This window comes from Denitratimonas tolerans (assembly GCF_037203605.1).
Classification (GTDB): domain Bacteria; phylum Pseudomonadota; class Gammaproteobacteria; order Xanthomonadales; family Xanthomonadaceae; genus Denitratimonas; species Denitratimonas tolerans.
In genome coordinates, this window is sequence record NZ_JBBDHC010000020.1 from 1 (window position 1) to 25,209 (window position 25,209).

General features: G+C 70.5%; 25 protein-coding genes and 1 pseudogene. 15 read left to right on the plus strand and 11 right to left on the minus strand.

What is annotated here, in order from left to right; translation table 11 throughout:
* Nucleotides 1–780 precede the first annotated feature (780 nt).
* Complete coding sequence (locus WB794_RS12170) at nucleotides 781–1,476, plus strand: alpha/beta fold hydrolase (RefSeq protein ID WP_337336131.1); 696 nt, start codon at nucleotides 781–783, stop codon at nucleotides 1,474–1,476.
* A gap of 24 nt (nucleotides 1,477–1,500) precedes the next feature.
* Here WB794_RS12170 and prmC read toward each other — a convergent pair whose 3' ends face one another.
* Complete coding sequence (prmC, locus tag WB794_RS12175; RefSeq protein WP_415926693.1) at nucleotides 1,501–2,361, minus strand: peptide chain release factor N(5)-glutamine methyltransferase; 861 nt, start codon at nucleotides 2,359–2,361, stop codon at nucleotides 1,501–1,503.
* Nucleotides 2,362–2,370: 9 nt separating this feature from the next.
* On the opposite strand from prmC, the gene WB794_RS12180 reads away from it, so the two are divergent.
* Complete coding sequence (locus WB794_RS12180; protein WP_337336133.1) at nucleotides 2,371–3,261, plus strand: DUF7847 domain-containing protein; 891 nt, start codon at nucleotides 2,371–2,373, stop codon at nucleotides 3,259–3,261.
* Here the strand turns inward: WB794_RS12180 and WB794_RS12185 are convergent.
* The gene (locus WB794_RS12185; RefSeq protein WP_337336134.1) at nucleotides 3,255–3,836 is read right to left on the minus strand and encodes a Pycsar system effector family protein; all 582 of its coding nucleotides are present in this window, start codon (nucleotides 3,834–3,836) and stop codon (nucleotides 3,255–3,257) included. The two genes, WB794_RS12180 and WB794_RS12185, sit on opposite strands and share 7 nt — an antisense overlap.
* Before the next feature lie 115 nt (nucleotides 3,837–3,951).
* Here WB794_RS12185 and folC point away from each other — a divergent pair, with 115 nt between their 5' ends.
* From folC to WB794_RS12210, 5 genes are all read left to right on the plus strand, one after another.
* Nucleotides 3,952–5,217, plus strand: a complete 1,266-nt coding sequence (gene folC, locus WB794_RS12190) for a bifunctional tetrahydrofolate synthase/dihydrofolate synthase (protein WP_337336135.1) — start codon at nucleotides 3,952–3,954, stop codon at nucleotides 5,215–5,217.
* A 92-nt stretch (nucleotides 5,218–5,309) separates the two neighbouring features.
* Nucleotides 5,310–6,236, plus strand: a complete 927-nt coding sequence (locus WB794_RS12195) for an SPOR domain-containing protein (protein WP_337336136.1) — start codon at nucleotides 5,310–5,312, stop codon at nucleotides 6,234–6,236.
* Nucleotides 6,237–6,245: 9 nt separating this feature from the next.
* Complete coding sequence (locus tag WB794_RS12200) at nucleotides 6,246–6,866, plus strand: CvpA family protein (RefSeq protein WP_337336137.1); 621 nt, start codon at nucleotides 6,246–6,248, stop codon at nucleotides 6,864–6,866.
* A 15-nt stretch (nucleotides 6,867–6,881) separates the two neighbouring features.
* Nucleotides 6,882–8,351, plus strand: coding sequence for an amidophosphoribosyltransferase (purF, locus tag WB794_RS12205; RefSeq protein ID WP_337336138.1), 1,470 nt, complete (start codon nucleotides 6,882–6,884; stop codon nucleotides 8,349–8,351).
* Nucleotides 8,351–9,226: a ferritin-like domain-containing protein gene (locus WB794_RS12210; RefSeq protein WP_337336139.1), complete on the plus strand. Its 876-nt coding sequence runs from the start codon at nucleotides 8,351–8,353 to the stop codon at nucleotides 9,224–9,226. The genes purF and WB794_RS12210 overlap by 1 nt, the downstream gene beginning before the upstream one ends.
* A 45-nt stretch (nucleotides 9,227–9,271) precedes the next feature.
* Here WB794_RS12210 and WB794_RS12215 read toward each other — a convergent pair whose 3' ends face one another.
* Complete coding sequence (locus WB794_RS12215; protein WP_337336140.1) at nucleotides 9,272–10,384, minus strand: phytase; 1,113 nt, start codon at nucleotides 10,382–10,384, stop codon at nucleotides 9,272–9,274.
* 121 nt (nucleotides 10,385–10,505) lie between these two features.
* On the opposite strand from WB794_RS12215, the gene WB794_RS12220 reads away from it, so the two are divergent.
* Together WB794_RS12220 and WB794_RS12225 are read left to right on the plus strand one after the other, a co-directional pair.
* Complete coding sequence (locus tag WB794_RS12220; RefSeq protein ID WP_337336141.1) at nucleotides 10,506–11,465, plus strand: cation diffusion facilitator family transporter; 960 nt, start codon at nucleotides 10,506–10,508, stop codon at nucleotides 11,463–11,465.
* 134 nt (nucleotides 11,466–11,599) lie between these two features.
* On the plus strand, nucleotides 11,600–12,478 hold the full coding sequence (locus WB794_RS12225; RefSeq protein ID WP_337336142.1) for a pirin family protein: 879 nt from the start codon (nucleotides 11,600–11,602) through the stop codon (nucleotides 12,476–12,478).
* Between the two features lie 71 nt (nucleotides 12,479–12,549).
* Here the strand turns inward: WB794_RS12225 and WB794_RS12230 are convergent, their stop codons facing one another.
* Entirely contained in the window at nucleotides 12,550–12,975 is a 426-nt protein-coding gene (locus tag WB794_RS12230; protein ID WP_337336143.1) for a hypothetical protein, read from the minus strand.
* A 126-nt stretch (nucleotides 12,976–13,101) separates the two neighbouring features.
* Between WB794_RS12230 and WB794_RS12235 the strand changes: the two genes are divergently transcribed.
* The 4 genes from WB794_RS12235 to WB794_RS12250 all read left to right on the plus strand — a co-directional run bounded on the left by WB794_RS12235 (nucleotide 13,102) and on the right by WB794_RS12250 (nucleotide 16,889).
* On the plus strand, nucleotides 13,102–14,904 hold the full coding sequence (locus tag WB794_RS12235; RefSeq protein WP_337336144.1) for a Na/Pi cotransporter family protein: 1,803 nt from the start codon (nucleotides 13,102–13,104) through the stop codon (nucleotides 14,902–14,904).
* Nucleotides 14,905–14,979: 75 nt separating this feature from the next.
* On the plus strand, nucleotides 14,980–15,456 hold the full coding sequence (gene bfr / locus WB794_RS12240; RefSeq protein WP_337336145.1) for a bacterioferritin: 477 nt from the start codon (nucleotides 14,980–14,982) through the stop codon (nucleotides 15,454–15,456).
* Nucleotides 15,457–15,543: 87 nt separating this feature from the next.
* A complete protein-coding gene (locus WB794_RS12245) occupies nucleotides 15,544–16,242 on the plus strand; it encodes a sensor histidine kinase (RefSeq protein WP_337336146.1) in 699 nt (232 codons plus the stop codon).
* Nucleotides 16,239–16,889, plus strand: a complete 651-nt coding sequence (locus tag WB794_RS12250) for a LuxR C-terminal-related transcriptional regulator (RefSeq protein WP_337336147.1) — start codon at nucleotides 16,239–16,241, stop codon at nucleotides 16,887–16,889. The genes WB794_RS12245 and WB794_RS12250 overlap by 4 nt, the downstream gene beginning before the upstream one ends.
* 153 nt (nucleotides 16,890–17,042) lie before the next feature.
* On the opposite strand, the gene WB794_RS13565 is transcribed toward WB794_RS12250, so the two are convergent.
* Both WB794_RS13565 and WB794_RS13570 read right to left on the minus strand, forming a co-directional pair.
* On the minus strand, nucleotides 17,043–17,585 hold the full coding sequence (locus WB794_RS13565) for a hypothetical protein (protein WP_422653346.1): 543 nt from the start codon (nucleotides 17,583–17,585) through the stop codon (nucleotides 17,043–17,045).
* 25 nt (nucleotides 17,586–17,610) lie between these two features.
* Nucleotides 17,611–17,772, minus strand: a pseudogene (locus WB794_RS13570) (IS30 family transposase); the annotation flags it as partial.
* 1,044 nt (nucleotides 17,773–18,816) lie between these two features.
* Between WB794_RS13570 and WB794_RS12260 the strand changes: the two are divergent.
* Nucleotides 18,817–19,839 (plus strand): phosphotransferase, encoded by a 1,023-nt coding sequence (locus WB794_RS12260; RefSeq protein ID WP_337336149.1) that lies wholly within the window; start codon nucleotides 18,817–18,819, stop codon nucleotides 19,837–19,839.
* Nucleotides 19,832–21,157 (plus strand): aminotransferase class III-fold pyridoxal phosphate-dependent enzyme, encoded by a 1,326-nt coding sequence (locus WB794_RS12265; RefSeq protein WP_337336150.1) that lies wholly within the window; start codon nucleotides 19,832–19,834, stop codon nucleotides 21,155–21,157. The genes WB794_RS12260 and WB794_RS12265 overlap by 8 nt, the downstream gene beginning before the upstream one ends.
* A gap of 45 nt (nucleotides 21,158–21,202) precedes the next feature.
* Here the strand turns inward: WB794_RS12265 and WB794_RS12270 are convergent, their stop codons facing one another.
* From WB794_RS12270 to WB794_RS12290, 5 genes are all read right to left on the minus strand, one after another.
* A complete protein-coding gene (locus WB794_RS12270; RefSeq protein ID WP_337336151.1) occupies nucleotides 21,203–22,090 on the minus strand; it encodes a polyprenyl synthetase family protein in 888 nt (295 codons plus the stop codon).
* Nucleotides 22,077–22,340 carry an exodeoxyribonuclease VII small subunit gene (locus WB794_RS12275; protein ID WP_337336152.1) on the minus strand — a complete coding sequence of 88 codons (264 nt, stop codon included), beginning with the start codon at nucleotides 22,338–22,340 and terminating at the stop codon, nucleotides 22,077–22,079. Before WB794_RS12275 ends, WB794_RS12270 begins: the two co-directional genes overlap by 14 nt.
* 121 nt (nucleotides 22,341–22,461) lie before the next feature.
* Complete coding sequence (tilS, locus tag WB794_RS12280) at nucleotides 22,462–23,763, minus strand: tRNA lysidine(34) synthetase TilS (RefSeq protein ID WP_337336153.1); 1,302 nt, start codon at nucleotides 23,761–23,763, stop codon at nucleotides 22,462–22,464.
* The gene (locus tag WB794_RS12285; protein ID WP_337336177.1) at nucleotides 23,760–24,473 is read right to left on the minus strand and encodes an arginyltransferase; all 714 of its coding nucleotides are present in this window, start codon (nucleotides 24,471–24,473) and stop codon (nucleotides 23,760–23,762) included. The genes tilS and WB794_RS12285 overlap by 4 nt, the downstream gene beginning before the upstream one ends.
* Nucleotides 24,474–24,557: 84 nt before the next feature.
* On the minus strand, nucleotides 24,558–25,196 hold the full coding sequence (locus WB794_RS12290; protein WP_337336154.1) for an arylesterase: 639 nt from the start codon (nucleotides 25,194–25,196) through the stop codon (nucleotides 24,558–24,560).
* Between the last annotated feature and the right edge of the window lie 13 nt (nucleotides 25,197–25,209).

Here is a 25,209-nt window from a genome sequence, read left to right on the forward strand (position 1 = left end):
ATCGCGAAAGACTGCTTCAGCCGCGTTCCGAAGGCGATGCGGACGCGAAGCGGGAGGGCTTGTTCAGACCTTCCCTAGCCCGGCTGCTATGCGAAGATCGTTCATATCACCTATACCAATCCCCTGAGCCGGGGCAACTTGATTATACGGTGAATTCCTTGCGTCAATGGATATACCTTGCGAATATGCCGGAGCAGAAGCGAAGAGCAAAAAAAGAACTGCGAAAACTATTCTAACCATCTACTTATCCCCAATCAATTAATTAATTGAATCCCCTGTGGAGCTTAATCTACCCAGCCTCTAACGAGCTGTCAACACTACAAGTTATCCTGACCAGCTCCGGCCGGGGAAAAGCGGGCGAAAATGCTGCGCAGCGGCAGTCGGGACGAAAGAATCGGGGCCATGGGGAAATACCTCCGCAAGCGGCAAAGAAACTCCCCCGTTCCCGCAGCCTAGCCCATGCGCGCCGGCTCGTCCATTACCCGGATGGGGTGGGGGGGCTTGATCGGCCTCGAATCTCAGCTCGATGCCCCGGAATTCAGCTGCCGTCATTCTGGCGCGGCGCTCTACAAAAACTGAAAGGCTTGCCAAACCGGAATGACGCCAGTTTTTTGAGGTGCCCAGAGGTTCCTCATTTCGGTCCCGTACCCCGGTTCGGGTGATCGGACGGCAGGCCGCCGCCTCGTACCTTCGTACAGATTCCTTCCGTGACGTTCCGCGCTAGGGTCGTTGCGTGACCGGGCGATTCGCCCCGGCGCGATCCTTGGGAGGGGAAACACCATGCGTGCAATCATTGCCGTCGCGCTGGCTGGCGCGATGCTGTTCTGGGCGGCGCTGGCGCAGGCGGCCTGCGTCGACAACGTGGTGCTGGTGCACGGCAACGCCGGCAGCCCGTCGGATTTCGACAACACCTACACCGAACTGCGCGCACGGGGCTATGCGGCGTCGCAGATCTTCCGGCCGGGCTGGGGCAACCGGCTCTGCCCGGCCTGCAACGACCACAGCGGGACCGAGGAAACCCCGGTCAGGAACGCCCTGGTCGATGCGATCGCCAGCTCGTGCACCGGCAGGATCGACGTGATCGGGCATTCGATGGGCGTGACCCTGGCGGCGCGCCAGATCGACGTCTGGGGCCTGAAGTCCTACGTCGACAGCTTCGTGGGCATCGCCGGGGCCTATCGCGGCCTGTGGTCGTGCGGCAGCTACCCGTGGAACGGGTGGACCTCGACCTGCGGCGCGCAGGGGCTGTCCATCGGCAGCCCGCTGCTCAACGGGCTGGCGGGCAAGAAGCCGGGCGCACGCGCCTATTCGATCAAGTCCAACATCGACCAGATCGTGTGCTCGACCGGCGTGTGCACCGTCGGCGGCGTGCACTCCTCGACCATCCCGGGCGAGAACGCCAGCTACACGTTCGCCACCGGCCACTTCGGCCTCCTGACCGGCACCGCGGTCACCCAGGCCAACCTGATCCAGTAGCCGATCGCGGCGCGGGGCCGCGCGTCAGGCCGGCGCGCGGCAGCCGAGCGTGACGCGCTCGCGGCCTTCCAGGTCGCGCAGCGTCTCGATCCGGTGGAATCCGGCGTCGCGCAGCAGGCCGCGCACGGCTTCGCCCTGGTCCAGCCCGTGTTCGAGCAGCAGCCAGCCGCCCGGCGCGAGGTGGCCCGGCGCGCCGCGCGCAAGGGTGCGGAGGGCGTCGAGGCCGTCGGCGCCGCTGGCCAGGGCCGTCTCCGGCTCGAAGCGCAGGTCGCCCTGGGCGAGGTGCGGATCGCCCAGGGCGACGTAGGGCGGATTGCTGGCGATGAGATCGAAGCGCTCGCCGGCCAGTGGCGCCAGCCAGTCGCCCCGCCGGAACGCGACGTTGCCGACCTCGTTGCGCGCGGCGTTGCGGCGGGCGACGTCGAGCGCGGCCGCGCTGGCGTCGGTTGCCAGCACGCGGGCCAGCGGGCGCTCGCTCGCCAGCGCCAGCGCGATGGCGCCGCTGCCGGTGCCCAGGTCCGCGACGCGCGGCGCGGTGCCTTCGGGCAGGCGCGCGAGCGCGGCGTCCACCAGCAGCTCGGTTTCCGGGCGCGGGATGAGGGTGTCGGGCGTGACTTCGAGGTCCAGCGTCCAGAAGCCGACGTGCCCGAGGAGGTAGGCCAGCGGCTCGCCGCCGGCGCGGCGCGCGAGCAGGGCGAGGTAGCGCGCGCATTCTTCGGGCTTCACCGCATCGTCGGCGTGGGCGAACAGCCAGGCGCGGTCCACGCCGAGCGCGAATTCGGCCAGCAGTTCGGCTTCGCGGCGCGCCGCGTCGCCGCAAAGGCGCGCGGCACCGGCGCGCACCAGCGCGGAAACGGTGGGTGGATCGCTGCGAAAGTCGGGCATCATGCGCCGATGGTATCCAACCCCGCCTTCGCCTATCACCCCTCCGATTCACCGCGCGGCTTCGGCGCGCTGGTGCAGGCGAGCTTCGCGCTGTGGTTCGCCAGCCTGCGGCCGGTGCTGTGGCCGGCGCTGGCGTATTCGATCGCCTCGCAGCTGCCGTGGCTGCCGTGGTGGTGGGCGACGCGCGCGCGGTTCGAGCAGGAGCCGCTGCGCGCGTGGATCGCGCCGGGGCTGTTCCGCCCCGATGCGTTCACCTTGGCGTTCGGCGTGGCCGCCACGCTCGCGAGCCTTTTGTTCCTGCTGATGCTGCTGGAGCGCCAGGGCCGGATGGCGCGCGGCCTCGCGCCCGGCGCGGGGTTGGGAAACGCCGCGCGCGCGCTGCCGGCGGCGCTGCTGGCGACGCTGGGCTACCTCGCGCTCAACTTCCTCGCGCTGGCGCCGGTGGTCGTCGCCTGGTTCTGGGGCGTGGCGCAGGACGATGCCCTCGCGCTGCTGCTGGCGCTGCTCGTGGGGCTGCTGCTGGCCGCCGTGCCGCTGGCCTGGGTGTCGGTGGCGGCGGGATTCTTCTATCCGGCGATCGTGCTGGATGGCAGGGGCGCGATGGACGCGCTGCGCGAGAGCTTGCGCCGCGTGCGCGGGCGCTGGGTGCTCGCCGCCGGGCTGGTGTCGCTGCTGCTGCTCGCGTTCTTCGGCATTTTCGGCACCGTGGGCGCGTTTCCCCTGGTCGGGGCCGGCATGATCGCGTTCTGGCTCGATGGCCCCGACGCCCTGCTGCGGCCGGGCTGGCTGGTGTGGGGACAGCTGGCCTCGGCTCCGCTGCTGGCGCTGACCCTGCCGCTGGCGACCGCCGGCTATCTCGTGGCCTGGGAAGAGCTGGGTCTGCGCCGGCGCGCTCAGTAGAAGATCACGCGCACCGCCTGGATCAGGCAGGCGAGCAGGAATCCGGCGAGGAAGAAGAGGTAGCTCAGGCGCAGGAACGGGTATTTGCGGACGGCCAGATAGGTGCCCAGTCCGTACACGTCGCGCGCGATGGTTTCGTAGGTCCGGCCCGGCTGCAGGCGCGCCGCCAGCTCGCGCAGGAAGCGCGCCTGGTCCATGCCGGCGAAGTGGCCGAAGAAGGCGATGTTGAAGGTGTCGGGCAGCGGATCCTCGACCCGCGACACGCGCTGGTACTTGGGCAGCACCGCGAGGATCGCCAGCAGCAGCGCGACCAGGGTGAACACGCCCAGGACGGCCATGGAGTACCGGTAATCCGGGCTGCCCACGCGCCCGAGCACGAGGGTCAGCACGATCGAAGACACGGTGATGATGATGTTGGCCTTGGTGTCGGCCATCATCGAAAGCTGCACGTGGTGCTGCTGCATCAGCCGGAACAGGTGATCGACGCTGGAGCGCTCGACCACGTTGGCGAACGGCACCGTCTGGTCAGCGGTCGATGCGGGTGCGGATGGCGGCGGGGAAACGGGCGGGGTCATGGGATAATTTCCGGCAAGCGGCGGATCATAGCGCCACGCCTGCGGTCCGGGTGCCGATGAGGGGTTCGGCGGCCGGACTGCGTACAGTGAACCCTTCTTCACGTCGGAACGATCCATGAACCTTGCGCAGTGGCTGGAACACCAGCAACGCCTCCATGCCCAGCCCATCGCGCTGGGACTCGACCGCGTGCGCGAGGTGGCCGCGCGGCTCGGCACGGGCAGGCCGGCGCGCCGCGTGATCACCGTCGCCGGCACCAACGGCAAGGGTTCCACCGTGGCCTTCATCGAGGCGATCGCGCGCGCGGCGGGCCTGCGCGTGGGCACCTACATCTCGCCACACCTGGTCCGCTACAACGAGCGGGTCCGCATCGACGGGCGCGAGGCCGAAGATGCCGCGCTCATCGTCGCCTTCGAGGCGGTGGAAGCGGCGCGCGGCGAAACCCCGCTGACCTGGTTCGAGTTCGGCACGCTGGCGGCGCTGTGGCTGTTCGCGCGCGAGCCGCTCGATCTGGCGGTGCTGGAAGTGGGCCTGGGCGGCCGGCTGGATGCGGTGAACCTGGTCGATGCGGACGTCGCGGTGATCACCACGATCGCGCTCGACCACACCGAGTACCTGGGGCCGGACCGTGAGGCCATCGCGCGCGAGAAGGCCGGCGTGATGCGCGCCGGCAAGCCCGCGGTGCTGGCCGAACTGGATCCGCCCGACAGCCTCCTGCGCGAAGCCGATCGCCTCGGCGCGCCGGTGCTGCGCGCCGGGCGCAGCTTCCGTTTCCACACCAGGGGCGACGGCTGGGTCTTCGAGGACGACCGCGGCGCGCTGGCGCTGCCGCGCCCGGGGCTGCGCGCGCCCGCGCAGCCGGGCAACGCCGCCGCCGCCATCGCCGCGCTGCGCGCCCTGGTGCCGGCCGTGACCGTATCCGACGCCGCCATCGCGCAGGGCGTTTCGGCGGTGCGGCTGGCCGGGCGCATGCAGGTGCTGCCCGGCGCGGTGGAAATCGTGCTGGACGTGGCCCACAACCCGCAGGCCGCGCAGCAGCTGGCCGCCTGGCTGCAGGCCAATCGCCCGCGCGGCGCGACCCTGGCGGTATTCGCCGCGCTGGCCGACAAGGACGTGGCCAATGAAGTCGCGGCGCTCATGTCGAGCATCGACCTGTGGTACCTGGCAGGCCTGGCGGACGTGGGTGGGCGCGGCCAGCCGGTGGAGCGGCTCTGGCAGAAGGTCGGGGCGCTGCTCTCGCGCTCGCTCGCGACGCGCCACGCCACCGTCGAGCAGGCCCTGGCGGCGGCGCGCAAGGCCGCACGCCCTGGCGATCGCATCGTGGTGTTCGGTTCCTTTCACACCGTGGGCGAGGCGCTCGCGGCGCTGCCGTCCTCGGCCTGAACCTGTACGGGCGCCTCGCCGCGCGCCGAAGCGCCGCGCCGCCGCCGCTATAATCGAACGATCCAGTCCGGATTCCTTGCAGAGACGCAGCCGTGAAACAGCGACTCATCGGTGCCGCGGTGCTCGTGGCGCTGGCCGTGATCTTCCTGCCGATGCTGATCGGAGGGCCGGAGCCGGAGCCGGGCTCCACCGCGGTGCCGCTGGGCGTGCCCGAGCGCGACAGCCGCAGCTTCGAGACGCGCGACCTGACCCTGGCGCCGCCCGCACCGCAGCGGCCGGTGCCGGCCGAGGCGGCCGACCCGGACCGCATCGTCACCGTGGACACGACCGACGCGCCGACGCGTCTCGATGCGGTGTCCGGCGCGCCCGTGGGTACGGCGGCACCGGCACCCGAATCCACGCCGCAACCGAGCGCGCCGCCCGTCGCGCCAACGCCCGTCGCGCCCGCGCCAGCCCCCGCGAGCCGGCCCGCGGCCGTGCCGGCTGAAGCCGCGCCCGCCGCCACCGCAGGCCGCTGGGCGGTCAACCTCGGCAGCTATGCCAACACCGCCAATGCGTCGAGCCTGGTGACCCAGCTTCGCGGGCGGCGGTTGCCAGCCTACGCCGAGTCGCTCAACCTCGATGGCAAGCCGGTGCAGCGGGTGCGCGTGGGGCCCTATGCGCAGCGTTCGGAGGCGGAATCCGCGCGCCTGACGGTGCTGAAGATCCGCTCGGATGTGCCGACCGCGATCGTGGCACTGGAAGGCGAGGACAATCCGCCGGCTGCCGCACGCCCCGGCGTGGCCGAAGGCTTCGCGGTACAGGTCGGCGCGTTCCGCGGCGAAGCCGACGCCAACGCGCTGCGTGATCGCGCGCGCGCGGCGGGATTTTCCAGCTACGTCGAGCGCGTCGGCACCGCCAGCGGCACGCTCTGGCGCGTGCGCCTGGGGCCGGAACTGCAGCGCGAGCGCGCTGAAAAGCTCAAGGTCGACGCCCAGGGCAGGCTCGGCCTGGATGGCAACGTCGTGCCGCATCCCTGATCGCGCCGCGTGCTCACCTGGATCGACATCACGCTGCTGGGGATCCTCGGCCTGTCGGCCGTCATGGGGCTGTGGCGCGGCCTGGTCACCGAGGTGATGTCGCTGGCGGTATGGATCGGTGCCGGCTGGCTCGCCTTTGCCGCCGGGCCGGCGGTTGCGGCGATGTTCGAGCCGCACATCGGCTCACCGACCGCGCGCTGGGCGCTGGGTTACGCCAGCGTGTTCCTCGCTGCACTGATGGTCGGCGCGCTGCTGGTCTGGCTGATCCAGCGGCTGGTCAAGGGCACCGGGCTGTCGGGCACGGACCGGCTGCTCGGCCTGGGATTCGGGCTGGCGCGTGGTGCCTTCATCGGCTGCCTGCTGGTGCTGGTGGCCGGCTTCACGCCGCTGCCGCAGGAGGCGGCGTGGCGCGCCTCGCCGCTGCTGCCGGGCTTTTCCCGCGGCGCGGCGTGGATGGGCCAGTGGCTGCCCGAGGCGCTGGCCGAGCACCTTTCCTTCGAGCGCGCCGCCGCGTGGCTGCCCGCACTGCCCGTTCCGGGCGAAAATGACGCTTCCGGCACTGCGCCGGAGCCGGCCGCATCGGCCCCCGCCGATGCCACCCCGCGGCCCGATCCGCCGCGCGATTCCTGACGAGGAACCTGGGACATGTGCGGAATCATCGGCATCGTGGGCACCGAACCGGTGGCCTCGGCCCTGTACGACGGACTGACCGTGCTGCAGCACCGCGGTCAGGATGCGGCCGGCATGGCGGTGATGGACGGCACCCGCATTCGCGTCCACAAGGGGCGTGGGCTGGTGCGCGACGTGTTCGACGAGGACGATATCCGCCTGCTGGGCGGGCGCATCGGCATCGGCCACTGCCGCTACCCGACCGCCGGTTCGGAAGGCTCCGAAGAGGCGCAGCCCTTCTACGTCAATTCGCCCTACGGCATCGCGCTCGGGCACAACGGCAACCTGGTCAACACCGAGGCCCTGCGCCGCGAGGTGTTCGAGCAGGACCGCCGCCACGTCAACACCCAGTCCGACTCGGAGGTGCTGCTCAACGTGCTGGCGCACGAGCTGGACCGGCACGATTCACTCTCTCCCGACGCCGTGTTCGATGCGGTTGCCGACGTGCACCGGCGCTGCCGCGGCGGCTATGCCATCGTCAGCGTGGTGTTGGGGTTGGGCCTGCTGGCCTTCCGCGATCCCAACGGCATCCGCCCGCTGGTGCTGGGCCGGCGCGAGAGCGCGGCCGGGGTGGAATACGCGGTGGCCTCGGAAAGCGTGGCGCTGGACCTGACCGGCTTCACCCGCCTGCGCGACCTGCAGCCGGGCGAGGCGGTGATCGTCACCCCGCAGGGCGAACTGCACGCGCGCCGCTGTTCGGACAAGGCCGAGCACGCGCCCTGCATCTTCGAATACGTCTACTTCGCCCGCCCCGACTCGATGATCGAGAACGTCTCGGTGCACAAGGCGCGGATGCGCATGGGCGTCAAGCTGGGTGAAAAAATCCTGCGCCTGCGTCCGGACCACGACATCGACACGGTGATCCCGATTCCCGACTCGGCGCGCGATTCGGCGCTGGAAGTGGCCAGCGTGCTGGGCGTGAAGTACCGCGAAGGCTTCACCAAGAACCGCTACGTCGGACGCACCTTCATCATGCCGGGCCAGAGCGAGCGGGTGAAATCGGTGCGGCGCAAGCTCAACCCGATCCCGCTGGAGTTCCGCAACCGCGTGGTGCTGCTGGTGGACGACTCCATCGTGCGCGGCACCACCAGCCGCCAGATCGTGCAGATGGCGCGCGATGCCGGCGCGCGCAAGGTGTATCTGGCTTCGGCCGCGCCGGCGATCCGCCACCCCAACGTCTACGGCATCGACATGCCCGCCGCGGAGGAGCTGATCGCGCATGATCGCAGCGAGGGCGAAGTGCAGGCCGCGCTCGGCTGCGACTGGCTGATCTACCAGGACCTGGTGGATCTGGAGTGGGCCGTGGCCGAGGGCAACGACGCGCTTACCGGCTTCGACTCCTCCTGCTTTACCGGGCACTACGTCACCGGACTGGAGCCGGGCTACTTCGAGCGCCTGAGCCATGAGCGCGGCGAGGAAGGGCGGCGCAAGCGCCGGGCCGGCTGATGCCCGCCACGCGCGCCGCTCCCTACCGCGACTGGCCGACGCTGCAGCACGCGGCGGCCCACTGCCGGGCGCTGCGTGATCCGGCCGCCAAGGCGGGCGATACGCACGCGGCCTTCGCCCTGTTCTCGCGCGGTGCACTGCCGCTGGCGGATGCGTCGAACTGGCCGTCGATCCCGGACGCCGCGGACGTGGGCCGGCCCGGGTGCCCGCGCCTGGTCGCGCCGCGCCAGCTGGCGTCGCGCGGGCTGGGCTCGCCGGAAGGCCGCGCCGCCTTCCTGCACGCCATCGCCCACATCGAGTTCAACGCCATCAACCTGGCCTGGGATGCGGTGTTGCGCTTTCCCGGCATGCCCGCGGCGTACTATGCCGACTGGGCTGCCTGCGCCGACGACGAGGCCCGCCACTTCGAACTGCTCGCCGCACGCCTGGCGGATTTCGGCCACGCCTACGGCGACTTCGATGCGCACAACGGGCTGTGGGAAATGGCCGAAAAGACGGCGGGCGACTGCCTCGAACGCATGGCCCTGGTGCCGCGCGTGCTGGAGGCGCGCGGTCTGGACGTGACGCCGGCGATGATCGGCAGGCTCACCCAACTCGGCGACGGTGCCACGGTGGCGATCCTCGAAGTGATCCTGCGCGAGGAAGTGGCGCACGTCGCCGCCGGCACGCGCTGGTTCCACCACCTCTGCGCGCAGCGCGGCCTGACGCCGCAGCCGACCTTCATCGAACTCCTGCGCCGCCACGCCCGCGACGTGCTGCGCGGCCCCTTCAACCGCCCCGCGCGCCGCGCGGCCGGCTTCGACGATGCCGAGCTGGACGCCCTTGCCGGTCTGGATGCGCAGGATGCCGCCGTAGCGCCGGGCTTGCTCGGCTGAAGGCTCGGGCAACGCAGGCGGCAGGCCGGCGGAGCAGGCTCCGCTCTACTCGGGGCAATCGAGCCAGAGGTTGAGCGCGGAGGCGATGTCGCGCCAGTCGAAGGCGGCAATGCCGGCGTCGTCATTGACCACGTAAAGCGCGCCGTGCGGGAAGCGCGGGCTGGCACCCGGGTGCAGCGCGATGCCGTCGGTGAAGCGCGTGGCCGCGCCGCTGAAGCTGCCCAGATGCGCGAGGCTGGCGCGGTCGAAGACGTGGAAGCGATTGTCCTCGCGATCCTGCTCGGCCGCGATCCAGTAGCCGTTGCCGCTCTGGCACTCGTACAGCGCGATGCCTTCCGGGTCGCCGCGAAACAGGCCTTCGCCCAGGTGCTTGCCGGTGTAGCGCCCGTCGAGGCGGTAGATCAGCGGACCGCGGTTGCGGTAGTCGGGATGCTCCTCGGCGATGGCGAGGCGGTCGAAGAGCGGATCGCCGGCGATCGATTCGACCCAGCGCAGCGCGCTGTCCTCATCGGTGCCGCCGAACGCATCGAGCGTATCGCTTTGGATCGGATCCTCGTCCAGGTGCACCCGGAAGCGCTTGACGCGCGCATCGAGCCGGGCGAGCGGATTCGGCAGGTCGTCGATCCGGTAGCTGTCGGTGACGAACACCTCGACTTCGCCGGGGGCCGATTCCCGGACCCACAGCCCGTAGGGCGTTTTCAGCACGCCTTCGCCGAAGTGGCCGAGCGGCGCGAGATCGGGGAGTTCGAAGACGCTGACGCGTGCGGCGTCGCGTTCCACCACGAACAGCCAGTCGCCGAAGCTGGCCACGCCGTTGGGATACTGCAGGCCGCCGCGTTCGCCCAGTTCCTGCAGGAGGCGTCCGTCCTCGCCGTCGAACGCCAGCAGGACGCCGGCGTGCTTGGCGCTGGCGATCACGCGGATTTCGCCCTCGGGGCTGAGCCAGGTGGCGAGCGAGTCCACCTCCACGTCGGGAATCAGGGCGCTGACGAAGGCTTCGGCGATCACGGTCGCGGCCAGGCCATCGCCTGCGGGTACGTCCGGGACGGCGGAGCGCTGCGGGTGGCCGGTGCAGGCGGCCAGCAGCGTCAGGCCAGCGGCGAGCAGCCAGCGGCGGGGGCGGGCGGGTGCGATGCGGGCGAACGCAGTCGCAGGCATGTCGGGATTCCTTCGGTTGGCCGGGGTCACCGCGATCCCGACAGGCGGCGAAGCTGGCAGCACTATAGCCAGCGCGCGCAACGTGGCAAAGTGATGGCACACGGCAAGGGAATCGGGCGCGATGGCGCAGGCACACGAGCACGGCGACGGACACGCGCACGCGCCGCACGAGCACCACGACCATGCGCCGGCGGTAACGCGGGGCAACCGCCGCGCGGTGCTGTTCGCGCTGCTGCTCACCGCGCTGTTCATGGGCGTGGAAGCGGTGGGCGGGCTGCTTTCCGGCTCGCTGGCGCTGATCGCCGACGCCGGCCACATGCTCACCGATGTCGCCGCCCTGATGCTGGCCTGGGCGGGATTCCACTTCGGCCGGCGCGGTGCCGACGCGCGCAAGACCTTCGGCTACCAGCGGCTGGAGGTGCTGGCCGGCTTCATCAACGCGGTGGCGCTGTTGGCGCTGGTGCTGTGGATCGGATGGGAGGCGATCGGACGCCTGCGCGCGCCGGCACCGGTGCTGGCCGGGCCGATGCTGGCGGTGGCCTGCGCCGGGCTGGGCGTGAACATCGCGGTGTTCTTCATCCTGCGGCGCGCCGACACCGGTCACGTCAACATCCATGGCGCGATGCTGCACGTGCTGGGCGATCTGCTGGGATCGGTGGCGGCGATCGCGGCGGCGGTGGTGATCCATTTCACCGGTTGGACGCCGATCGACCCGATCCTCTCGGTGCTGATCCTGGGCCTGATCCTGCGCAGCGCCTGGCGGCTCCTGGGCGACACCCTGCACATCCTGCTGGAAGGCACCCCGCCGGGCATCGACATCGCGCGCCTGGCGGACGATCTGAAGGCGCGCGTGGAGGGCCTGGCCGGCGTCGAGCACGTGCACGTCTGGTCGATCACCTCGGGTCGGCCGTCCGCCACCCTCGAAGCGCGCCTCGCGCCGGGCGGCGACCCGCGCGCGGTGACGGCCGCCATCAAGCGGGCGCTGGCCGAGACCTGGGGCATCGGCCACAGCACGGTGGAGGTGGTCTGGGAGGATGTGGCCGACTGCGCGCTCGAAGCGACGCCGCATCGGAACCGCTGATCGCCCGCGCCGCCGGGCACCGTTGCATCCGGGGCAACGCCGGGATCGCCGGAAGCGGCCTTATCCACAGCGCCCGGCGGACCCATCATGGGCACATGGCGGGTGATCCTGCCCGCGGCCAATCAGGAGCAGTGATGAAGAAGGTTCTCGGTGTCCACGACGCCCCGCCCATGCACTGGGTCGGCGACGGCTTCCCGGTGCGTTCGATGTTCAGCTACGACGGCCTGGGCCAGCGGCTCAGTCCCTTCCTGCTGCTCGACCACGCCGCCCCGATGGACTTCCCGCCGTCGCCGCGCCCGCGCGGCGTGGGCTGGCACCCGCACCGCGGTTTCGAGACCGTCACCATCGTCTACCAGGGCGAGGTGGCGCATCGCGACTCCACCGGCGCGGGCGGGGTGATCGGGCCGGGGGACGTGCAGTGGATGACTGCGGCCGGCGGCATCCTGCACGAGGAGTTCCACTCGCCGGCCCTCAGCCGCAGCGGCGGCACGGTGGAAATGGCCCAGCTCTGGGTCAATCTGCCGGCGCGTCACAAGGCCGATCCGCCCGGTTACCAGAACATCACGGCGGCGCAGATCCCGGTGCTGGATCTTCCCGAGGGCGCAGGCACGGCGCGCGTGATCGCCGGCACGCTGGACGGACACACCGGGCCGGCGCGCACCTTCACCCGGATGGACGTATGGGACCTGCGCCTCAGCGCCGGCGGCAGCGCGACGCTCGCAACCCCGCCCGGCCACACCCTGGCGCTCGCGGTGCTGCGCGGCACGGTGCAGGTCAACGGTGACGCGGTCGCCCGCGCCGGGCAGCTCGTGGTGCTCTCGCGCGAGGGCGAAGGTGCAGTGATCGAGGCCAACAACGAGGCCGTCGTGCTGTGGCTGGCCGGCGAACCGATCAACGAGCCGGTGGTGGGCTATGGTCCCTTCGTGATGAACTCGCAGGCCGAGATCCGCCAGGCCATCGAGGACTTCAACAGCGGCAGATTCGGCCGCATGCAGGACGGCGGCTCCCATTGATCCAGCCCGCAGATGGTCGCGCTCCGCAGGGTTCCACCCCACAGTGGCCATTCGACTATTCATGGGCCGGATCAGTGGGTCAGCCAGCCGCGCGTGACGCCCTTGCGCGCCAGCGCCACCAGCGCGACCCCGACGAGCAGCACCATCCCCTGCAGCAGCGCGGCGACGCTCCCTGCGAGACCCAGCCCGTCCACCATGATGAACATGGCGTAGTCCTGCACCAGAATGCCGAGCAGGGACAGGACGAGAAGCGGAAAGGCCCATCGCTTTCCGAAAAGCATGCCGGTGCAGCCTAGCGCGCCGCCGATCACCGCGATGGCGGTGGCGGCAAGGGCCCACGTCGGGCGGGCGGCGTACAGCGCCTGGTGCGCCTCGGGCAGCCTGGCCACGTCTTCCGGCGTGAGGCGAAGATCGGCCGCAAAGGCCAGGCAGCCCAGGAGATTCCAGAGCAGGCCGGCGACGGCGAGCCCCTTGAACCACTTCGGCGACGCGTTCATTGGTGTGCTCCGTGAGGTGGGTGGATGGTGGGGGCGTGGGACCGCCCCGGCAAACGGGCGCCGGGTTCACAGGCGATCCGGCGTTGAGCCGATAATGCCCGGTTTGGAGCGTTGATGGAGCGTGGAATGAAGGGTCGCGGCCTCGTCGTGGTCGTGCTGGCGGCGCTGCTGGCGTGGTCGTTCTGGCGCAGCGCCGGCTGGCTGCAGCTGTGCGCCGGTCTGGCGATGTTCCTGCTCGGCATGCAGCTTCTGGAGGAAGGCCTGCGGCAGCTGGCCGGCGGCCGGCTGGAGCAGTGGCTGGCGCGCAGCACGGCGACCCCGCGCAAGGGACTGCTGTTCGGCATCGGCGGCACGATGCTGCTGCAGTCGAGCACCCTGGTGTCGCTGCTCACCATCGCCTTCGTCAGCTCCGGCCTGATCCACCTGGCCGCCGGTATCGCCGTGGTGTTCGGCGCAAACCTCGGTGCCACCAGCGGCATCTGGCTGCTGGCGCTGGCCGGACACGGCTTCAGCCTCTCGCCGCTGGCGCTGCCGCTGCTGGTGTTCGGCGTCCTGGGCAGCTTCCTGGGCGCACGCGGCCGGGCCGCGGGGCGCGTGGTGCTGGGCGTGGCGCTGATCTTCCTGGGTATCGACGGGCTGCAGCAGGGCTTCGGTGCCCTGGGCGGAAATTTGGACCTCAACGGCGTGCGTGCCACGGGTCTTGTCGGAACCCTGTTGTTCGTCGGTGCCGGCCTCGCGGCCACGGTGGTGCTGCAGTCCAGCCACGCCACCCTGATCCTGACGCTGACCGCGCTTTCCAACGGCTATCTCTCGCTCGGCCAGGCGCTGGCGATCGCGATCGGCGCGAACGTCGGCAGCAGCGTCAGCACTGCGGTCGTGGGCATGCTGGGCGGCAACCGCAGCGGGCAGCGGCTGGCGCTGGCGCACGTCGCGTTCAACGTCACGACCGCGACGCTCGCGCTGGTGCTGCTGGTACCGCTGGCCTGGGCGGTGGGATGGATTTCCCGGGCGCTGGGATTCGGCGACAATCCGCTGCTGCAGCTGGCCCTGTTCCACACCCTGTTCAACGCCGGCGGGGTGCTGGTGTTCTGGCCGTGGCAGGCGAGCCTGGCGCGCGCGCTGGAGCGCTGGCTGCCCGATCCGCCGCCCGCGCACGCCATGGAGCCGCAGACGCCGGAGCGGATCCGCGCGCACTACCTCTCGCCACAGGCGCTGGAATCACCCGACGCGGCGGCGGCGGCGGTGACGCGCGAGCTGCAGCACCTGGGCCAGCTCTGCATGGAGGTGATCTGCCGCACCCTGCTGCTGCCGCCCGAGCGGCTGACCTGGCCGCAGCCGGAGGCCGCCACCCTCGAACTCGATCCGCAGACGCCCGACGAGAACGCCGACGCGCTGTACCAGCATTACGTCAAGGGCGTTTATGCCGACCTGCTGAGCTTCATGGGCCGGCTCGACGTGGCGCTGGACGAACCGCACCAGCACTACTGGAGCCAGTGTCAGCTGCGCGCGCTGGGCTTCGTGAACGCGGTCAAGGACGCCAAGCACCTGCAGAAGAACATGACGGCGCGGCTGCGCGAGCCGCCCTCGGCGATGCGCGACAGCTACCTGAGCCTGTGGCGCTACCTGCTGGAGCAGTTGCACGCGCTGTACGCGCTGTCGCAGCATCCGGCGCAGGCCACGCCCGAACGCCTGGCGGCGCTGGCCTCGGAGGTCGACCAGTTCCAGACCGGATTCCGGCAGCGCCTGTTCCTCATGGCGCGGCGCGACGAGCTGGACGGGCTGCGGATGGGTTCGCTGATGAACGATCTGGGCTATGTCGTCCATATCCTCGGCGCCCTCCGGGCGGCGCTGGCTCCCGGCGACGTGCCCGGGGCGCTGCGGTCGCTGCACCCTGTCGTGCCGGTGCCGGATGCGCCGGCACCGTCCTGATCGGCCCGTCGCGCACGCACGCGATCGCGCGGCGGACTTGGCATACTGTCGGTCTTTCCCGGCCGGAGCCTGTCGATGCAAGGTCATCCCGAAGTCATCACCTTCCTCAACTTCCTGCTGCGCGGTGAGCTGGCGGCGCGTGACCAGTACTTCATCCATTCGCGCCGCTACGAGGATCTCGGTCTGCACGCCCTGTACGCACGCCTGAACCACGAGATGGAAGAGGAAACCCAGCACGCCGACGCGCTGGTGCGGCGCATCCTGTTCCTGGAAGGCACGCCGGACATGCGCGCGGAGGCGTTCGAGCCGGGGCGCGAGGTGGAAGAGATGCTGGCCAAGGATCTCGCCACCGAATACGCGGTGCGCGCGCATCTGGCCGAAGGCATCGCGCTGTGCGAACGCCACGGCGACTACGTCACCCGCGACCTGCTCCTGGTCCAGCTCAAGGACACCGAGGAAGACCACGCCTACTGGCTGGAAAAGCAGCTGCGCCTGATCCGCAGCCTGGGCCTGGCGCTGTACCAGCAGAGCAAGCTGGGGGGCGATGCCTGAGGACCAGCGGCCCGCGCGGCTGTCCGATTCGCAGCCCGGTCGCACGCCGAAGCGATGCAACGCCTCCTATTTCCTGCATTCCTGGCGATGTCACTGGTCGCCGTGGCGCTGGCCTTGGCGCTTTGGCGAACGCGCGCGCGCGTTCGCCGGGCGCAGGCGCATGCGGAAGACGAACGCGCCACGCGCGAGGCCGCATTGCGCGCCGAGGCGACCGCGTTCGAGCGCGAACGCATCTACAGCGACCTGCACGATGACCTGGGCGCGCGGCTGCTCGGTTTGATCCACGATGCGCCCACGCCGCAGCAGGCCGACCAGGCGCGCGCCATTCTGCAGGACCTGCGCGACGTGGTGACGCGCTCGCGCGGGACGCCCGGCACGCTGGGCGATGTGCTTGCCGACATCCGCAGCGAGGCCGTCCAGCGCCTTGCCGCAGTCGACATCGGCCTTGTCTGGCAGGAAATCGACGTGCTGCCCGATCCGCCGCTCGACACCGAGCGCGCCCTGCACCTGCACCGCATCGTGCGCGAAGCGATCAGCAACACCATTCGCCACGCCCAGGCGCGCCGTCTGCGCGTGCGGCTGCGTTTTTCCGGCGGCCAGCTTGGCCTGGAGTTGACCGACGACGGCGAGGGCATGGAAGCGACCGCGGCGCGCACCGGCAGCGGCATGCGATCGATGCGTGATCGCGCCGCCGAACTGGCCGGCGAGATCCGCTGGACGCCCGGCACCGAGGGCGGCACCAAGGTGCTTTTGTCGATGCCGCTGCAGAGCGACGGGGGGCAATGAGCGGCCCGTTCGATCGTGCGCTGGTCGTCGATGACCTCGCCTCCAGCCGCGCCTGGCTGGCGCAGGCGCTGGTGCTCGCCTTTCCCGGCATCGCCATCGTCGAGGCGGGCAGCCTGGCCGAGGCCGTGCGCAGTATTGATCCGCCGCCACCGCTGGCGCTGGTCGATCTGGGCCTGCCGGATGGTCCGGGCGTGAGCCTGATCGAACGGCTGCGCGGGCGCTCGATGTGCGTGGTGGCCACGGTGTTCGACGATGACGCGCACCTGTTCCCGGCCCTGCACGCGGGTGCCGAAGGCTATGTGCTCAAGGATCAGGGCCACGAATCGCTGGCCGAGATGCTGCGCGGGATCGCGGCCGGCCAGCCGCCGCTCTCGCCGTCCATCGCACGTCGCCTGCTGCGCCATTTCGCCCCGCAGCATGGTCCGGCCGGCGCGCCCGCCGTCGCCGCGGAAAACGCCCTGACCCCGCGTGAAACCGAGGTGCTGCGCCTCATCGCAAAGGGCATGACCCGGCAGGAAGTCGCCCAGCTCCTCGCGATTTCCGCCCACACCGTGGCCGGTTATCTCAAGGACATCTACCGCAAGCTGAACGTCGGCAGCCGTGCCGAGGCTGCGCTGGAGGCCGCGCGGCGAGGGCTGGTGGGGTAGCAGGCTCACACACAAAAGACCGGACACGCCCTGGCTGGCCGGAACGGCCAAAGCCCGAAGGCAGTCGCGTCTTTTAACCACGAGCTTCCCGGCTTTCCACCCCCTCTCGAAGTCTCCCCAGTGTTCCGGGGGAGACTCCTTGCCGACCACGCCTCAAGGTTCGAATCCGTCCGCGAAGATGCTATCCCCGCCTGCGCCGGCCACACTCAACCGGATGCCGTCGAAATAGCCCACCACAGTGGGCGTGCCGCCGGTCGCGATCCCGCTGTCCTGCGCGATCAGGTGGACGGCCAGGCTGGAGCGGCCACTCCATTCCGCCGGGCTCACCTCGATGGCCAGCGGCTGCATTTCCCGCCAGGTGTTGCCTTGGGCAACAAACTTCTCGCCGTTGCGGGTGATGCTCCCCACGCAGGTGCCGGTGGCGTCATCGGGCACCAGACTCCAGCCCACCAGCGCCTGGTCGGCACCCACGCCGGTGCCGGCCGTCCGCGCCCAGGCGCTGAGGTGGTAGACCGCCGGCCCGGGCAACGGTACGCATTGGGTCGAGACCACGCGCCCACCGACCGAGACTGCACGGGTGATCTTCAGCACGCCGGAACCGCTGGCCGGGCCGGAGGGATTGTGGCTGCTGTCGTAGCTGATGCCGCTGCCGCCGGTCCAGTAGCGCAGGTCGCCGTTGAAGTCACCGTTGCGCACCAACGGATCGATGTCGACGGCGGATTCAACCGCGAAGTGCAACGCGTGAGTGGTGAAAGAATACCTCGGACGGGGTAAGGAATCGGTGACGTTTTCGGGGTCGGTTGTTGAGCGCGTCCTGGACGCACTGTATTTCCTCCGGGAGGATGGTCGAAAAGTTGCGCTTGCGCGGGAAGTACTCGCGGGCGGATTCAACTCTGATTCGCAACACCCGGTTGTGGGGAGGCTCAGGCGACCTGATCTGAGCCACTTCACCGCCAAGTGGAGTGATTCCATCGCGGTCAGCGCCTGGATGCCATCGCGTGAAAGCGTGCCTTCGGGAAAGCAGCGCTGCACGATGCGGCGGCGCACGCGCTCGGTCGAGGCGCGGAATTCGGCCACCAGGTCGAAGCGGCGCAGATAGGCCGGGTCCATCGCGGTGATGTCGTTGCAGACCCAGGGCGTCGGCACGGGGTTGGTTTCCAGGGTTTCGTTGATCCAGCCCTTGGTGGTCGGGGCATTGCGGCCGCGGCCAAACAGTTCGCGCATGAACGCAGAGAATCCGTTGCCAAACACGCCTTCGACCTCGTCGAACAGCAGCGGCTGGCCGGGTTCGCGTGCCAGCAGTGCCTGTGCCAGCGAAAACGCGCGGAAGCGTTCCGGTCCGGGTACCGGTTCGCGCTTGTCCCCTTCCACCGGCACTTCGCCCAGGGTCATGCCGTCGGGGCGATGATCCTTCAGCGCCAGCCCGGTCAGGTTCAGCACATCGAAGTCGTGGTGCCGTACCCGTTGGGCGTACAGTTTCGACTGCAGGCGCGCGCCTTCGATCATCCGCAGCGCGTACAGCGCGGCCAGGCGCTCGATGCCCGAGCTCAGCGGCAGGGTCTGGAACACCGGCGCTTCGCGCACGGTATCGAGTTCGTTTTCGATGGGATGGCATTGGTGGCGACGGATGCGGTGTTGCATGGCTTCACTCCTCGGCAGGCGAGGCCAGTATCCGGAACCATGCGACATATGGCGTCGCTGATGCCTCGCTGTCACGGGCGATTCGATCGGTGGATTGCACGTGTGCAGGGCGTGGCTGACGGCGGTTTCATCCTGCTGGCCGCGCTGCATTGCGCGGCGCAGGGCGATGCGGCCGGAAAGATCGGGAGCGCGGGCGCACGGGAGGATTCGGCGTGGTGGATGCTGCCCTGGGTGGATGAATCCGCGGGCGGTGGCGCTATCCTGTCGCACCCTTGGACTGGCCGCGATGGATGCGCTGACCGAAGCCACCGCCGAAGCAATCGCCCAGCAGCACTGGGGTCTGCGCGCGCGGGCGCGCGCCTTGCCCTCGCACTCGGACCGCAACTTCCTGCTGCGCGGCGAGGACGGAGCGCGCTTCGTGCTCAAGCTTGCGCATCCGTCATGGTCGTTCGCGGACATCGATCTGGAAAACCAGGCGATGCTGGCGCTGGCGGCGCGCGAGCCGGCGCTTGGTTGTCCGCGGGTGCATCCGGCGCGCGACGGCGCGTACCTGCTGGCCCTGCCGGTCGCGGGCGAAACACGCCTGGTGCGCCTGCTCGATTTCGTGCCGGGCGAAACCTATGCCGAGGTGATCGGTACGCTGGGTTCCCGTCGGCGCGCCGCGCTGCACGACAGCCTCGGTCGGGCGGTAGGCCGACTCACCCGCGGGCTGGCCGGATTCACCCATCCGGCCGCCGCGCGCGAGCACGACTGGAATCTGATGCGCCTGTCGGAGGCGCTGAGGGAGCTCGAACACCTCGCCGACGCCGAACTGCGCGCCCTTGTGCGCCGGCACGCCGAAGCCTTTTGCCCGCAGATCCCGGCGTGGCGTGTGAGCCTCCCGATCCAGGTGCTGCACAACGATGCCAACGACCGCAACGTGATCGTCGATGCCGCCGGCGACACCCCGCGCGTCAGCGCCATCATCGACTTCGGCGACACCTGCACCAGCTTCCGCCTCGCCGATCTCGCCATCGCCTGCGCCTATGCGCTGCAGTACGAGGACGACCCGCTCGCCTGCGCGCGGCGCATCGTGGCTGGCTATCTGGCCGAACAGCCGCTGCTGCGGCGCGAGCTGGCGGCGCTGCATGCGTTCATCCTCGCGCGCCTGTGCCAGAGCATCCTGATGGCCACGCGCGCCGCGCGCGAGCAGCCCGGCAATGACTTCGCCTTCGTCTCGCAGGCCGGCGTGCGCCGACTGCTGCAGCGGCTGTCCGACGTGGACGGCACCACCCTGGTCGAACCCTTCCTGGAATCCGCCCGTGACTGACACGCGCCACGCCGTTCCCGAACGCAGCCGCGAGGAGCTTCTGCGCCTGCGCCGTGCGCATCTGAATCCCACGCTCAGCGTGGCCTATCGCGAGCCGCTGAAGATCGTGCGCGGCGAGGGTGTCTGGCTGTACGACGCGCAGGGCCAGGGCTATCTCGACATGGTCAACAACGTCTGCCACGTCGGCCACTGCCACCCGCGCGTGGTGCGCGCCGGGGCCGAGCAGATGGCGCGGCTCAATACCAACACCCGCTACCTGCACGACGCCCTGGTGGAATACGCGCTGCGCCTGACGGCCACCTTGCCGGCACCGCTGTCGGTGGTGTTCCTCACCAACTCGGGCACCGAGGCCAACGACCTTGCCCTGCGCCTCGCGCGCGCCCACACCGGCGCGCGCGGGACGATCGTGGTGGACCACGCCTACCACGGCCATTCGCCCTCGATGGTCGAACTGAGCCCGTACAAGTTCAACGGCCGCGGCGGGGAAGGGCAGGCGGATCACGTCGCCGTGGTGCCGATGCCCGATGCGTACCGCGGCGCGGTTCGCGATGCCGCCGACGCCGGCCCGCGCTACGGACGGATGCTCGCGGGGGCCATCGACGAGCTGCGCGCGCGCGGCCATCGGCCCGCCGCGTTCTATTGCGAATCCCTGCTCGGCTGCGGCGGTCAGGTCATCCTGCCCGACGGCTATCTACGGCAAGCCTTCGCGCAGGTGCGCGCCGCCGGCGGCCTGTGCCTTTCCGACGAGGTGCAGGTGGGCTTCGGCCGCGTCGGCGATGCGATGTGGGCCTTCGAGCAACAGGGTGTCGTGCCCGACATCCTCACCTTGGGGAAACCCATCGGCAACGGCCACCCGATGGGCGCGGTGGTCACCACGCCCGAGGTTGCCACCAGCTTCGTCACCGGCATGGAGTACTTCAACACCTTCGGCGGAAATCCCGTGTCCTGCGCCATCGGCCTGGCCGTGCTCGACGTGATCGAAGAGGAAAACCTGATGGACAACGCCGTCCGCGTCGGTGAGTTCCTGACGGCCGGCCTGCGTGAGATCCAGGCGCGGCACCCGGGCATCGGCGACGTGCGCGGGCGCGGGCTCTTCATCGGTGCCGAGTTTGTTTCCGATGCCGCCGCACGCAGCCCCGATCCGGCCCGCGCCCGCGTCGTGGTGGAGGCGATGAAGGCCCGTCACGTCCTCCTGTCCACCGATGGCCCGGATGACAACGTGCTCAAGATCAAGCCGCCCATCGTTTTCAGCCGCGCCAACGCGGAGGAGTTCCTGGAGAAGCTGGACGGGGTACTGGGCGCGCTGCCGGTCGGCTAGCTGTCGAACGCGGGGACGTTCGCGGCCGCGACCCCGCGGCGGTCGTCAGTGCCCGCGCGCGGCCGCAAACCGCGCCAGCGCCGCCAGTTCCGCGGTGTCGCATGCCAGCGTCGCCAGCGCGCCGTCCATGCGCTGCGCCAGCTGCGCCAGCAGCGCGCGCGAGGCGTCCAGACCCAGGATGGCCGGATAGGTCGGCTTGTCGCTGGCGGCATCCTTGCCGGCGGTCTTGCCGGTCAGCGCCGGATCGCCTTCCACATCGAGGATGTCGTCGCGGATCTGGAAGGCCAGGCCGAGCGCGTCGGCGAAGTCGTCCAGCGCGGCGCGCGCGGCGGCATCGGCATCGGCGGCCAGCGCACCCAGCGCGACGGCCGCGCGGATCAGCGCGCCGGTCTTGGCCCCGTGCATGCGGCGCAGCGCGTCGGCGTCGAGTGCGGTTCCGACCGAGGCCAGGTCGATGGCCTGGCCTGCGACCATGCCCTGCATTCCCGCCGCTTTTGCCAGCGTGCGTACCATCGCCAGCGCCGTGGTCGGAGCGGTGGGCGCGTCGGCGAGCAGCTCGAAGGCGAGCGTCAGCAGGCCGTCGCCGGCGAGGATCGCGCTGGCCTCGTCGAAGGCGACGTGCACGGTGGGTCTGCCGCGCCGCAGGCGGTCGTCGTCCATCGCCGGCAGGTCGTCGTGCACCAGCGAATAGGCGTGGATCAACTCGATCGCGGCAGCGGGAGCGTCCAGCACGGATTCGTCCGCGCCCAGCGCGGTGCCGGTGGCGTACACCAGCAGCGGGCGCATCCGCTTGCCGCCGCCAAGCGCGGCGTAGGCCATGGCCTGCGCGAGGCGCGCATCGACATTTCCGCGCGCCCGCAGCGCATCGGCAAGGAGATTCTCGCAGCGTTGCGCCCAGCGGTGCCAGCGCGCCGGCGACTCACTCGGGGACATCGAACGGCTCGGCGCTGTCCGGGTCGAGCGGATCGGTGAGCAGGCGCACGCGCAGTTCGGCCTGTTCCAGCGCGGTCTGGCAGCGGCGGTAAAGGCCGACGCCGCGTTCGTAGGCGGCGAGCGATTCGTCGAGCGAGAGGTCGCCCTTCTCCATGCGCTGCACCAGCGACTCCAGCTCGTCGAGCGACTGTTCGAACTGCGCCACGGCGTTGGGGGCGTTCGGTTCCGGGTTTTCTGGGGTTTTCGGCATGGCGGCGGAAGTGTGCGACAGGGTATCGGGAGGGTCAATCCGGACAGGATCGTACCGGGTGCGGGTTCACATCGCCCGACGCATGGCCCCGCGTGCGAGGGACGGTCGCTGCCAGCCTCGCTCAGCCGGGCGAAAGGCAAAGCCTCACGCCGCGCGCCTGCGCCCAATGCGCGAAATCGTCGGACAGCCAGCCTGCGCCCACCGCGCACAGCGCGCCCGCGTCATCGAACACCAGCGGCAGCCGCGCGCGCTCGCAGCCCGGCAGGCCGCAAGCGTGCAGCAGTTTCTTGACGCTTCGATGATGGCCGCGCTGCAGGATCGTTTCCCCGCCGGCGCGCGGGCGCACGACAAAGGCGTGCGGCTCGCGCAGCGGCGGATCGAACGCGAGTGTTTGACCCGCCCAGGCCAGCGGTGCCGTGCCCTGCCAGGCCACCGCTTCCGGCACGCGCTGGCCGTTGCCCGGATCGGCGTGCAGGCGATCGCGATGGCGGCGCACGCGGGCACCGCGCCAGCGCAGTTCGGGAGCCGCGTCCGGGCGCGCATCGATCAGCTCGTCGCGCACTGTGCTCCAGACGCCGGGCGGCGGGCGCGGCAGGCCGAGGTCGTCGAGCCAGCGCCCGACGCCGCGTCGCAGGGTCGCGGCCGGGGCCGCGCGCAGCGGCGCGCAGGCGAGGCTGGCATCGTGCGTATCCAGCGCCTCATCGAGCAGGGCGCGCGCCGCGTCGTCAAGCGCATCGGATTCGGCGCGCAGCCGAGCCGCCGCATCCGCGATGCGGGCGTCCACATCGGGAAACGCGCTGCGCAGCGCAGGCAGCACCGCCGCGCGCAGGCGGGTGCGCGCGTGGCGCGGGTCGGCGTTGGCGGGATCGTCCACGAAAGACAGGCCGCGGTCGCGGGCATATGCCTCCAGCACCGCGCGCGGAATATCGAGCAGCGGCCGCCACAGCCAGCGCACGCTTTCACCCGAGCGCAGCGGTCGCAGTACGCGCATTCCGGCCAGCCCTTCGCTGCCGGCCCCGTGCAGGAGGCGCAGCAGCAGGGTTTCCGCCTGGTCGTCGCGGTGATGCGCCAGCGCCAGCACGCCGGGCGAAGGCAGCAGCTCTGAAAACACCGCGTGGCGCGCGCGCCGCCAGGCCGCTTCCAGTCCGAGCGCATCGATTCCTTCGATCACCGGACGCCGGGTGGCGAACGCCACGCCGAGCCGGGCGGCGGCTTCGCGGCAATGCGCGACCCATTGCGCCGAAAGCGCCGAGCTGTCGTGATCGACGTGCAGCGCGGTCAGGCCGCGCGCGCGCGCGGCGGGGATGCGCGCCAGGGCGTGCAGCAGCACGGTGGAATCCAGCCCGCCGCTGAAGCCGACCCACAGGTTCCCTGCCGGCAGCGCGGCGAGCCGCAGCGCCAGGGTGTGCTCGAACGCGCTCACGCAAGATCCTGCCAGCTTCCGTTGCGCAGCACCTGCATGGCGGCGAAGCGGCGCTTGTAGTCCATCTTCGGATGCCCGTCGATCCAGTAGCCGAGATAGACGAAGGGCAGCCCGCTGCGCGCGGCAAACGCGATCTGCTGCAGGATGGCGCAGGTGCCCAGGCCGCGGGCAGCCAGCTCGGGATCGAAGAAGGTGTACATCGCCGAACAGCCCTGCGGCAGCACATCGGTCACCGCCACCGCCACCAGCCGTGCGGCCTCGCGCAGCTCGATGAAGATCGTCCGGTTCCAGCTTCCCACCAGGAAGCTCTCGAAGTCCTCGCGCGCGGGGTTGGCCATCGGGCTGTCACCGTGGCGCGCGGCGAGATAGCGCACGTAGAGCGCGAAGCGCTCCTCGCTGAAGGCGGCCGGCGCGACGTGAACGTCGAGGTCGGCATTGCGCGCCGCGCAGCGCCGCTGGCTGCGGTCGGGACGGAAGCGCTCCACCACGATGCGCGTTGGCGTGCAGGCGTTGCAGCCGGCGCAGTGGGGGCGGTAGATCTGGTGGCTGGAGCGGCGAAAGCCCAGGTTGATCGCGTTCGGATAGGCGTGCGCCAGATGCGGAGACGCCGGATCGAGCACCAGGCTGCGCGCCTGCCGTTCCGGGTAGTAGCCGCACTCGTGCGGCTGCGTCAGGAACAGGCGGATCGGAATCTCCGGCGGCGTCTGCATCTTCACGGTGCGATGATCCTTCAAGCGCGCGCAGGAATCACCCTCGGCGGCTTCGCGCGAACGCGCTTTCGCGGCACCCTGCCTTCAGTCCAGCAGCGGCACCAGCGCCGGCCACACGTGATCGAGCACCTTCGGCTGCGCTTCGGCGACGGGGTGGATGGTGTCGGCCTGGAACTGGGAAAGATCGGTCGCGATGGGTGCCAGCAGGAAGGGAACGAAGGCCAGGTCGTTGTCCCGCGCGAGGGTGGCGAACATCGCGCGGAACGCGCCGGCGTATTCCGGGCCGTAGTTGGGCGGGATCTCGACGCCGGTCAGCAGCACCCGCGTGCCGGCGGCGCGGGCCGCGTCGATGATGCGCTGCAGGTTGGCCTGCGCAGGTTCCAGCGGCAGGCCGCGCAGCGCGTCGTTGGCGCCCAGCTCCAGGATCACGACGTCCGGCGAGTGTTCCTCCAGCGCACGGGGAAAGCGCGCCGCGCCGCCGCCGGTGGTCTCGCCGCTGACGCTGGCGTTGACCACGCGCCAGCCCGGATGCGACTGCGCCAGGCGTTCGCCCAGCAGCGCCACCCAGCCCTGTTCGGGCGCAAGGCCGTAGGCGGCCGACAGCGAATCGCCCATCACCAGCACGGTGCGTTGCGGTGCCGCCGCCAGCGCGGATGTCTGGGCGATGAAGCCGAGTGCGAACAGCAGCACGCGCGCCTTGCGCCAGAAGGTTCCAGGCCGCATTGTCGGATATTCC